At 71.3% G+C, this 10,720-nt stretch carries 9 protein-coding genes and 2 pseudogenes; 5 read left to right on the top strand and 6 right to left on the bottom strand.

The genetic code is table 11. The features are described from left to right. Both IZR01_RS44325 and IZR01_RS44320 read right to left on the bottom strand, forming a co-directional pair. Positions 1-223: hypothetical protein (locus IZR01_RS44325; protein WP_194927328.1), on the bottom strand; the 223-nt coding region annotated here is incomplete at its 3' end. A gap of 77 nt (positions 224-300) precedes the next feature. Further along, positions 301-1,206 (bottom strand): NmrA family NAD(P)-binding protein, encoded by a 906-nt coding sequence (locus tag IZR01_RS44320; RefSeq protein ID WP_194927327.1) that lies wholly within the window; start codon positions 1,204-1,206, stop codon positions 301-303. A 106-nt stretch (positions 1,207-1,312) separates the two neighbouring features. Here IZR01_RS44320 and IZR01_RS44315 point away from each other — a divergent pair. Then, a pseudogene (locus IZR01_RS44315) lies at positions 1,313-2,143 on the top strand (LysR family transcriptional regulator); the annotation flags it as partial. Here the strand turns inward: IZR01_RS44315 and IZR01_RS44310 are convergent. After that, complete coding sequence (locus IZR01_RS44310) at positions 2,101-3,312, bottom strand: GlxA family transcriptional regulator (protein WP_369125518.1); 1,212 nt, start codon at positions 3,310-3,312, stop codon at positions 2,101-2,103. The pseudogene IZR01_RS44315 and the gene IZR01_RS44310 overlap by 43 nt on opposite strands. A 71-nt stretch (positions 3,313-3,383) precedes the next feature. Here IZR01_RS44310 and IZR01_RS44305 point away from each other — a divergent pair, with 71 nt between their 5' ends. Next, on the top strand, positions 3,384-3,719 hold the full coding sequence (locus IZR01_RS44305; RefSeq protein WP_194899277.1) for a cupin domain-containing protein: 336 nt from the start codon (positions 3,384-3,386) through the stop codon (positions 3,717-3,719). A gap of 28 nt (positions 3,720-3,747) precedes the next feature. On the opposite strand, the gene IZR01_RS44300 is transcribed toward IZR01_RS44305, so the two are convergent. The 3 genes from IZR01_RS44300 to IZR01_RS44290 all read right to left on the bottom strand — a co-directional run bounded on the left by IZR01_RS44300 (position 3,748) and on the right by IZR01_RS44290 (position 8,268). Further along, the gene (locus IZR01_RS44300) at positions 3,748-5,136 is read right to left on the bottom strand and encodes an ABC transporter ATP-binding protein (RefSeq protein ID WP_194899276.1); all 1,389 of its coding nucleotides are present in this window, start codon (positions 5,134-5,136) and stop codon (positions 3,748-3,750) included. A 17-nt stretch (positions 5,137-5,153) separates the two neighbouring features. Continuing rightward, on the bottom strand, positions 5,154-6,875 hold the full coding sequence (locus IZR01_RS44295) for an ABC transporter permease (protein ID WP_194927330.1): 1,722 nt from the start codon (positions 6,873-6,875) through the stop codon (positions 5,154-5,156). Positions 6,876-7,062: 187 nt separating this feature from the next. Then, positions 7,063-8,268, bottom strand: a complete 1,206-nt coding sequence (locus tag IZR01_RS44290; protein WP_228561271.1) for an aminotransferase class V-fold PLP-dependent enzyme — start codon at positions 8,266-8,268, stop codon at positions 7,063-7,065. A 20-nt stretch (positions 8,269-8,288) separates the two neighbouring features. Between IZR01_RS44290 and IZR01_RS44285 the strand changes: the two genes are divergently transcribed. The 3 genes and pseudogenes from IZR01_RS44285 to IZR01_RS44275 all read left to right on the top strand — a co-directional run. Then, positions 8,289-9,545 (top strand): epoxide hydrolase family protein, encoded by a 1,257-nt coding sequence (locus IZR01_RS44285; protein ID WP_194927326.1) that lies wholly within the window; start codon positions 8,289-8,291, stop codon positions 9,543-9,545. A gap of 296 nt (positions 9,546-9,841) precedes the next feature. Further along, entirely contained in the window at positions 9,842-10,294 is a 453-nt protein-coding gene (locus IZR01_RS44280) for a GVDTG sorting domain-containing protein (protein ID WP_194899916.1), read from the top strand. A gap of 152 nt (positions 10,295-10,446) precedes the next feature. Further along, a pseudogene (locus IZR01_RS44275) lies at positions 10,447-10,720 on the top strand (hypothetical protein); the annotation flags it as partial.

Below are 10,720 nucleotides of genomic sequence, written 5' to 3'. Positions count from 1 at the left end.
GGGCGTCGGCGAGTGCAGCGGCGGCGGGTGGGGCGCCGGGGCCGGGCTGGACGGTGAGTTCCAGTGCGGGCAGGCGGTCGATGCTCACCGACAGGCCTTTGCTGGCGAACTCCTGGCGGATGCGGGCCAGGATGTCGGGGCTGACGATCGCGATGCGGAGCCGCCCTCGCGGGCCCGGTGCCGTCGTCGGCTCGTTCGTCGCCTCAGTCGCGGTTGCGGTCATGTTTCCAGCCTCGACCGCGGCGCTTCAGGTTTTCTCCAGACGCGCTCCAGACCCGGGGTCGCTGTGTTCCGGCGCGGCTACGCGGCGTCGACGGTGGGCTTGAGCTGCTGTTCGCACCAGGCCCGGAAGTCCGTGGGCTGCGACAGGTGGGGCGTGTGGGCTGGCGGCAGGTGTGGTTCGGCGTCGTAGATGCCGTCGTTCTGCGCCCGCACCATGTCGGCGACGCCCTGTGCCCAGCCCGCTGCGACGCCGAACCCGAGCAGCATCTTGTGGAAGTCCTCGACAGTGTTCTGGCGGTAGCGCGCCGGCCGGTCCAGCACCTCGCTCATGATCGCGGCCATCCGGTCAGGGGTGAGGTCTTCGGGGCAGGTGACCGGCAGCATCGTCTGGTCGGCCCAAGCCGGGTCGAGCAGCACAGAGGCGGCGAGGGTGGCGATGTCGGCGGATGCGACGGCGGCCAGCGGCCGGTCGGCGGCCAGTGCCATCGCGAACTCGCCGTTGTCGCGGATGGAAGCGGTCTGGTTGAACAGGTTCTCCAGGAAGAACGGCGCGGCCAGGCCTCGATAGCCGACACCGCTGTGCTGGAAGGCGGCGTCCATGGCGAACGCGGCGCTGAGCGTGCCGGCGTCGTGCGGGTAGCCGTGGCCGAGGCTGGTGACGGCCACGACCCGGCGGACGCGGTGCTTGGCCAGCGCCTCGCACGCCGGAGCCGCGAAGCCCAGGTAGTGGTCGGTCGCGGTGCCGGAGGCGTGCGGGTCAGGCGGGACGAGCCAGAAGACCGAGTCGGCGCCGTCGAAGGCCCGGTCCAGCACCGCCGGGTCGCGGTGGGAGCCGGCGACGACTTGGACGGCGGCGCGGACCTGCGGATCGAGGGCGGCCGGGTCGCGGGTGACGACCCGGATGGACGACTGGTCGGTCGCCGCGAGCAGCAGCTCGACGACCTGGCGACCGATCTGGCCGGTGGGGGTGGTGACGACGATCATGAAGGGCCTTCCGGGGAGGGGTGGGGCACTGCGCCCCACATCCAGTAGATCCGCAGGCCGGCGGCAGCTGAAGGTCCGATCCGGCAGCGATTGATACCGTGGGGACATGAATGGCCTGGACGTGCGGCGCCTGGAGTACTTCGTCGCGGTCGCCGAGGAACAGCACTTCGGCCGGGCGGCCGAGCGCCTGCACATGACCCAGCCCCCGCTGTCGCGCGCGGTGCAGCAACTGGAGGACGAACTCGGCGTGACCCTGCTGCGCCGCACCACGCGCCGGGTCGAGCTGACGCCGGCCGGCGAGGTCCTGCTCCGCGACGCACGCATCGCGCTGGACGCGGTCGCCGCCGCCGAACGGCGCACCCGGCACGCCGGGCAGCCCTCGCCAAGCCTGCGGATCGCGTTGAAGGCGGACCTGGACGCCGGGCTGCTCCAGGGGATCCTGGCCGCGTTCGCCGAGAAACCGGAGGCCTGCCAGACCGAGCTGGTGCTGGTCAGCATCGGCGAACAGGCCCAGACCCTGCGCGACGGCCGGGCCGATGCGGCGATCGTGCTGGCCCCCTACGACGATCGCGGGCTGGACGCCGTGCCGCTGCTCAGCGAGCCGACGCTGGTGGCGATGGCGGCCGCCGACCCGCTCGCGGCCCGCGACACGCTGCGGCTGGCCGATCTGGCGGGGCACGTGCTGCCCGGCGGACGTGCGGCGGATCAGTACCCTGCCAGCGCTGGCAATACTGGCAACACTGGCAACACTGGTGACCCGCGGCCGAGCGCGAATGCGCCGCGTCGCCACACGGTCGCGGACCTGACCGAGATCCTGCGGCTGGTGGAGATCGGCACGATCGTGGCCTTCCTGCCGCTGTCGGTGACCCGGCGATATCCGAGGCCTGAGATCGCCTACCGGGCGGTGGCGGACCTGCCGGAATCAGAGTTCGTGCTCGCGTGGCCGCAGCAGGCGACGTCGCGCGCGGTGGCGGCGTTCGTGCGGGCGGCGGAGAACGTCGCGGCCGAGGTTGAGACCGGAGGCGAATTCCTGGACGCTCGCCGATAAGCACCGGGGCTGGTGCCGACGTGCGCGCGGAAGCGGCGGCGAAGGTTGACCGCCGAGGCCAGCCCCACCCGAGTGGCGATCGCCTCGACCGGGAGATCGGTCTGCTCAAGCAGAGTGCGGGCGGCGGCGACCCGGCGGGACAGCAGCCACGCGCCGGGGCTGGTGCCCAGTTGGTCGGTGAAGCGGCGGGCCAAAGTACGGGGCGAGACGCCGAGGTGTGCGGCGAGGTCCGCGACCGAAAGCGGGTCGGCGAGGCGTTCGGCGGCCCAGGTGAGAAGGCTCGCGACAGAGTCGACAGAGTTGAGCGAGTTGAGCGAGTTGGCCGAGTCGACAGAGTCCTGCGATGGCGGAACGCTGTCGAACTGCGGGACGCCGTCGAACTGTGAGCCGCTGTCGAACCGCGGAACGCTGTCGAACTGCGGGACGCCGCCGGGCGGCGGGATGCCGTCGAACCCACCATCCCCGCGACTACTCGGCGAAGCCTCGTCCGCCTGAGGAAGCGCCATATGCCGCGCCAGCAAGGCCGCGTGGTCGGGACCATGGTCGCGGCGCACGAGGTGCAGGCACAGCTCCAGGCCGGCTCCCGCACCGGCACTCGTGGCGACGTCACCGTGGTCGATGTAAGCGTGCTCCGGCTCGACGAGGACGCCGGGGAACTCGCGGCGCAGCAGGGCGGCGCGGGCGAAGTGCGTGGTGGCGCCGCGGCCGTCGAGCAGTCCGGTGCGGGCCAGCGCGAAGACGCCGGAGCAGATGGCGGCGAGGCGCGCGCCGCGGGCGTGGGCCCGGAGCAAGGCGTCGCGGACGGCGGCGGGCAAAGGGGTGTCGACCGGCAGCCAGCCCGGGATGATGACGGTGTCGGCGGTGTCGAGCGCCGACAGGCCTTGTGCCACCTGCATCACAAAGCCGCCGGTGGTCGGTACCGGTCCCGGCGTCTGGGTGCACACCTCGAACTCGTAGTGCCGCGCAATCCCGTTACGCCGCAAGCCGAACACCTCGGCGGCGCACCCGAGCTCGAACGTCGACTGCACCGGCCGCACCAGGGCCACCACGCGATGCATGGCAAGAAAGTACCCCATGCTGGCCGCCGAGGCTCTGTCCCGCGCGGCCGGCACCCGGCAGCGTGGGAGGCATGCACCCTGAGATTCTCGACCAGCCCGGCTACACCTCCATCGCCACTGCCGACGCGCCGACGCGTGAGCTGTTCCCCGGTATCCGGCTGCGTCCGTTGTGGCGCGGGGCGGACGGCGCGCACGCGAACGTCCTGGAGATGGACCCGGGCACCGCGTTCCCCAAGCATGACGTGCACAGCCCCGGGCCCGAGGAGGTGTTCGTCGTCGCGGGTGTGTTCAACGACGGGGCCCGCGACTATCCCGCCGGGAGCTTCATCCACGCGCCGGCCGGCTCGTGGCATGTGCCGACCAGCGTGACCGGGTGCACGCTGTTCCTGTTCTATCCGGCCGGGTGAGCGGAACGCCGAAGCCGTCCGCCGCCGCTCACAACCGCGAGCCGCCGGTGACCACCGGCTCCGGGACCTCCAGGATCAGCTCGCCGCGTTCGGCGTCGTAGGCGAACAGTTCGGCCCAGCGGCCCCAGGCGATGGCGATGTCCAGCTGGTTGCGGGCCTCGTCCTCGGAGAAGCCGCGGCGCAGCAGGTCCAGGAAGAAGCCTTCGCGCAGCGAGCCGTCCTTGGTGGCGTGCAGGGCCTTGACGATCGCGCCGACCAGCGGGGCGTGCCGGACCACCAGGCGGGCGAACTGTTCCTTGGCCGGGTCGGTGGCCGAGACGACGAAGGTGTGGCCCTCGTCGGTGATCTCGATGTCGGAGCCGGCGACGGTGGCCATGGTCAGCATCACCGCGGCGTCGACCAGCGGCAGCAGGTCGTCGACCTCGAAGTTCAGGTCCTCGGCGATCTCGGCCAGGCCGTCCCGGCCGCCGCGGGCGTCCAGGATCTCCAGCAGGCCGGACAGGCCGCCGACCGAGGCCGCCGGCAGCGGCAGGTCGACCGGGGTCATCGCGGAGACGGCGGCCGGCGCGATCTGCGCGGCCTTCTCCAGCGCCGACTCGCGGCCGGTGAGGATGTCGTAGACGGTGTCGACCAGTTCCTCATAGCCGGGGTCGCGCTTGTCGCGGGGCCGGGGCAGGTCCACACGCAGTTCGGCCAGGATGCGGCCGGGGTTGGAGGACAGGACCAGGATGCGGTCGGCGAGTTGGACGGCCTCGTCGATGTTGTGGGTGACGATGAGCACCGCCTTCGTCGGGAACCCCCGGCTGTGTTTGCCCGCTCCCTCCCTCGCTCCTCCATCCCACATCTTCACAAGCTCGCCGCGCAGGTTGGCGGCGGTGAGCACGTCCAGGGCCGAGAACGGCTCGTCCATCAGCAGCGCGTCCGGCTCCACGGCCAGCGCCCGGGCGAAGCCGACGCGCTGGCGCATGCCGCCGGACAGTTCCTTGGGGTAGGCGGACTCGAAGCCGTCCAGACCGATCAGGTCGATGGCCCGCAGTGCCTTGTCGCGCCGTTCGGCCTCGGGCACGTCCCGGGCCTGCATCGCCAGCTCCACGTTCTGCTGCACGGTCAGCCAGGGCAGCAGCGCGAAGGACTGGAACACCATCGCCACGCCCGGGTTGGCCCCGTTCAGCGGCTCGCCCCGGTACTGGACGGTGCCGGAGGACGGGGCGATCAGCCCGGCGATGCAGCGCAGCAGCGTGGACTTGCCCGAGCCGGACTTGCCGAGCAGCGCGACGATCTCGCCCTCGCGCAGCGTCAGCGAGACGCCGTCCAGGACCGGCAGCGCGCGGCCGTCGGGGGTGGTGAAGGTCTTGGTGACGTGTTCGGCCTCGACGATGACGTTGTCGGCGGCGTGCGGGACGTTGTCGTCGGTCACGGCCGGCTCCTTCGCGCTCACAGGGAATACCTCGCCTCGGCGATTGCGTACAGGCGCCGCCAGAACAGCCGGTTCACTCCGACCACATACACGCTCATCACGACCACGCCGATCAGCACCTTGGGAAAGTCGCTGTTCGCGGAGGCGGAGGCGATATAGGCACCTAGGCCGTAGGCTTCCAGGTGGTGCTTGCCGTAGCTGACGACCTCGGCCACGATCGAGGCGTTCCACGCCCCGCCGGCGGCGGTGATCCCGCCGGTGACGTAGGCCGGGAAGATGGCCGGCAGGATGAAGCGCTTCCAGCGCAGCCAACCGCCGACGCCCATCAGCTGCATCGCCTCCCGCAGGTCGGAGGGGATCGCGCTGGCCCCGGCGATGACGTTGAACAGGATGTACCACTGCGCGCCCAGGGCCATCAGCAGGATGCCGCCGATGTTCAGGCTCATCCCGGTGGCGACGAAGAAGGCGGTCGCGAACGGGAACAGCAGGTTCGCCGGGAAGCTGGCCAGCACCTGCACCACCGGCTGCGCGATCCGCGAGACCTTCGGATTCATGCCGATCCAGACCCCGACCGGGACCCAGATAAGGGTGGCGAAGATCAGGAGCACCACGACCCGGCCGAAGGTGGCGCCGCCGAGCAGAAAGGCGTGGCCGAACTGGCCCAGGTCCCCGCGCACGTGCAGGTAGGTCACCGCGCGCCAGGCGCCGAACGCCACTGCGGCCGTCACCAGCCCGGCGAAGAACACGTCCCCGGTCCGCTGGCGCACCAGGGGCTTGGACAGCGGATGCTCGGCCAGCCCGAACGGCCGCGTGAGCTTGTCCAGCAGCCGGCCGACCGGCCGCGCGGGCCGGGCCACCGCCGCCGGCACCACCGATCGCCGCAGCAGGTCCAGGACCACACTGCGCGGCTTGTCCGCGGCGGCGGACTCCTCGGCCCGGAACCGCTCGGCCCAGGCCACCATCGGACGCCAGAAGAGGATGTTGACCGCGATCACCATCACGACCATGACGACGATCGCTATCGCGACCTTGCTCAGGCTCCCCTGCTGCATCGCGGCGGCGACGTAGGAGCCGATGCCCGGCAGCGCGTAGGTGTGCTTCAGGACGGTGATCGACTCCGAGGCGGCCAGGAAGAACCAGGCCCCGCCGAAGCTCATCATCCCGTTCCAGACCAGCGGGATCATGCCGCTGGGCACGTCCAGCCGCCAGAACCGCTGCCACTTGGTGAGCCGCATGATGCGCGCCGCCTCGTCCAGATCGCGCGGCTGGGAGACCAGCGACTGGTAGAACGCGAAGGTCATGTTCCACGCCATCGCGGTGAAGATCGCGAAGATGGACGCGCACTCCAGGCCGAGCGACGAGCCCGGGAACAGGCTGATGAACGCGGTCACGGTCACCGTCAGGAAGCCCAGCACCGGCACCGACTGCAGGATGTCCAGCAGCGGGATCAGCGCCTTCGACGCCCGGGGCAGCCGCGCGGCGGCCGTGGAGTAGACGAAGGTGAACACCACCGACAGCACCAGTGCGATGAACATCCGCAGCAGGGACCGCACGGCGTAGTACGGCAACTCCGCCGGATCGGTCGACACCTGCGACGGCGCCTGACTGGGCAGGAACGGCGCGTTCAGCGAAGGCGCCAACCGCAACAACCCGAACAGCAACACCGCCACCCCGACCAGCACGACGGCGTCCACCCAGCGGAACGCCGGCCGCCGCCACACCCCGCGGGACGGGAACATCCCCCAAGACGCCACCGACCACCTCCACGAACGCTGGCAGCCACTGCCGGACGCGCCCATGATCCCACGCCGGACGGGGCGTGCCAGGGCTGGGCGGTAATTGGGCGCGGCGGGGGGATGAACAGGTTGTTACGGGTGGAAACCTGTGCTTGCCCCACGAGTGGAATCCTGGGCGGGCGCTGCCGCCCTACGCCCGCGCCGCCCTACCCCGCGCCCCCGCGGCCACCTCGGCAACCACCCCGACCGCCGCGTCCAGCTGCGCCTCCCCCACAAAGTAATGCGGCGAAGCCCGCACCAGTTCCGTGAGCCCTCGCCGATCCATGTCGTAGAGCGTCGAGGAGCGCCGCGTGATGCTCACCGCGACGTCTCGCGCGGCGAGCGCCGCCTGTACCTCGCCGGCCTCGGCCCCGTCGACGCTGAACGTGACCAGCCCGCACTTGCGCGTGCCGAGATCGTGGACCGTCACCCCGTCGACCTCGGCCAGCGCCGAGCGCAGGTGCGCGCCGCGCCGCGTCACCGCCTCCTCGACCGCCTCGACTCCCAGCTCCAGCAGGTACCGCGCCGCGGCGATCAGCCCGAGGCGGGTGGCGGTGTCGTTCTCCCAGAGCTCATACACCCGCGCGTCGTCGCGCAGCGCGTAGCTTTCGGCGCCGGTCCAGGTGCCGCCCTGCAAGTCGGCGAGTTTCGGTCGCAGCACGGCCTTCGCCCGGTCCCGCACGACGAGGAACCCGGTGCCGCGTGGCCCGCGCAGCCACTTGCGCCCGGTCCCGGTCAGGACGTCGACGTCCAGCGCCTCGGCGTCCACCGCCAGCTGCCCCACCGCCTGGCAGGCGTCGAGCAGCACCAGCGCCCCGACCGAGTGCGCGGCGTCGCTGATCCGCCGCACGTCGGCGGCGACGACGCCGCCGTTGGTGGGCACCTGGACCACCGACACCACCTTGACCCGCTCGTCGAGCATCGCGGCCAGGGCGTCGGGGGCGAAGCTGCCGTCGCCGTCGCTGGGCACCACCTCCACCGACGCGCCGACCGCACGGGCGCGCATCAGCAGCGGAATCGCGTTGCCGCCGTACTCCAGCTCCCCGACCAGGATGCGGTCCCCAGCGGTGAGGGGCACGGCCTCGAACGCCGCGAGCCAGGAGCGGGTCGCGCTGTCGGTGAACGCGACCTGGTCGGGCCGGCACCCGAGCAGCTCGGCGAAGACGCCGTAACCGGCCTCCAGGTCCGCGGCGCGCTCGTCCAGCGCCTCGTATCCGCCGATCTCGGCCTCGCGCCGCAGGTGCGCGATCACCGTGTCGAGCACCGGTGTCGGCGGCAGCGAGCTCCCCGCGCTGTTCAGGAAGACCCGGTGCGCCGCCCCCGGGGTGTCCGCCGAAACCCTCGCCATATCGATCATGGACTTGAGATTATCGTTCCATGCCGACGCCCGACGAGTCCCTGCGCCCCTTCCGTATCGAGATCCCCGAATCAGACCTCGACGACCTCCGCTCCCGTCTGGACCGCACCCGCTGGCCCGATGAGTTGCCGGGCGTCGGCTGGTCGTACGGCGTCCCCCGCGATTACCTCCAGGACCTGGCCCGCTACTGGCGCCACGAATACGACTGGCGCGCGGCCGAAGCACGCCTGAACCGCTGGCCGCAGTACCTCACGACGATCGACGGCACGACGGTCCACTTCGCACACCTCCGCTCCCCCGAGCCGGACGCCACCCCGCTGATCATCACCCACGGCTGGCCCGGCTCCATCGCCGAGTTCGAGCACATCACGGGCCCGCTGACCGACCCGCGCGCGTATGGCGCCGACCCGGCCGACGCCTTCCACCTGGTCCTGCCGAGCATCCCCGGCTTCGGCTTCTCCGGCCCGACGCGCGAACCCGGCTGGGACCACCTGCGGGTGGCGCGCGCCTTCGCGGAGCTGATGCGCCGCCTGGGTTATGAGCGCTACGGGGCCCAAGGCGGCGACTGGGGTTCGGCGATCTCGCGCGAGTTGGGCCGCCTGTTCCCGGAGCAGGTCTTCGGGGTGCATCTGAACCTGATCCCGGGTGCGGCGGCGTCGGCGGAGCCCACGCCGGAGGAACTGGCCGCGTTGAGTCCGGCGGAGCAGGCGCGGACGATCGCCTCGTGGGAGCGGACCGAGGCTTGGCTGCGGGAGAAGCAGGGCTACGCCGACCTTCAGTCCACCCGCCCGCAGACGCTGTCCTACGCGCTGACCGATTCGCCGGTCGGGCAGCTCGCGTGGATCGCCGAGAAGTTCAGGGAGTGGACCGATTCCCGCGGTCGTGCGGAGGACGACGTCGAGGGCACGGTTCGCGGCACCACCGGCGACGCCGTCGACGGCGGCCTCATCGGTCACGACGCCATCGACCGCGACCACCTGCTGACCAACGTGATGCTGTACTGGCTCACCGGAACCGCCGGCTCGTCCGCCCGCATCTACTACGAACGCGCTCACGCGCCGTACTGGGGCTCGCCGCCGGAGCCGTCACGGACGCCCACCGGGCTGGCGTGCTTCCCGGCGGAGAATTTCATCGTTCTGCGACACCGTGCCGAGCGGAGCGAGCGTCTCGTCCGATGGACCGAGTTCGACCGGGGCGGGCACTTCGCCGCGATGGAGGTGCCTGACCTGCTGGTCGGGGACATCCGGGGGTTCTTCCGGCAGCTGCGGGAGGCGTGAGGCGGGGGCCGTGCCGACAGGGCTCTGATGGGACCGGGGGCACCGTTTCTCAGGCTAGTGTCAGGTCCCTCTCAGGTCAGTCTCACCCGTTCGGGCGCCGGAATACCAGAACCTGAAGATCCCCTTAAATAGCCGTCTGACCTGGGGTTTTCCGAGGCCGGATGCGATCATCCACGAGTTCGATCATCAGACTTCGCGCATCATTCGCCCCGATAGCGGCTATTGCCTGTTTCGTGACACGGGGATCCAGCAGCGGCGCACCAGGTGCCGCGGACCGTGGACGAAAGGGCTTAAAGATGCGCTCTATCAAGACCACCGTGACCGCCGCCGCCGTGCTGACCGCGGGCTTCGTGATGACCGCCCCGGCGGCCCACGCCGCCACCGCGCCGCACCGCAGCGCCTGCGCGACCGCGGTGGCCGCCGCCGTGTCGGCGGAGCACGACTTCAACGCCGCCGTCGCGGACCTGAAGAAGCAGTGGGCCGCCGGCGGCCACCCCGGCATGGCCGAGGAGCAGAACGCCGAGAACCTCAAGGCCAAGGCCAACTCCGCGGCCTCCGCCGCCGCCCGGATGTGCCAGGGCATGGGCGACCAGCACCGCCGGCACCCGCACGGCGCGATGCGCACCGGCGTGGGCAGCACCAGCCAGGGCGTCAACACCGGCGAGATCGCTGGCGGCGTGGGCCTGCTGGGCGCGGTCGGCGCCGGCGCGCTGATGCTGCGCCGCCGCCGCGCGGGCAGCGAGAGCTGAGGCTGAGCCTCAGCTTTCGGCACCATCTGGGTCGAGCGCGCCCCGGGGATTTTTCGGGGCGCGCTAAGACCGGAGATCAGTGGCCAGAGATCAGTAGCCGGGGATCACTCCAGCTACATGACCGCGACCGAGAACACTGCGAGAGACACGGCATGAAGCGCTTGGTTGGCGGCAAAAGAGGCGGCGCCGGAAACGAGAAGCCGCAGCGCGAGATCTCGGCGCGCGGCGTCCTGACGGCCTCGGCGATCTCGCTGGGACTGTGCGTCGGACTGGTGATGGTGGCCAACGGCCTGCACACCCCCACCCCGCCGCCCCAACCGACGGCCGCACAAGGGTTCCAGAAGCCCGCAGCCCCAGCCCCGGCTGCCGCCGCGGCGGCGGCACCGGCCTTCGACATCAGCAAGTTCCAACCGCTGGACCTCCCCC

The sequence above is a fragment of the Catenulispora pinisilvae genome, from assembly GCF_015356865.1.
In the GTDB taxonomy this organism is placed as follows: Bacteria; Actinomycetota; Actinomycetes; order Streptomycetales; family Catenulisporaceae; genus Catenulispora; species Catenulispora pinisilvae.
The sequence above is the reverse complement of the archived record's forward strand: the minus strand, read 5'-3'. Positions and strand labels throughout refer to the sequence as shown.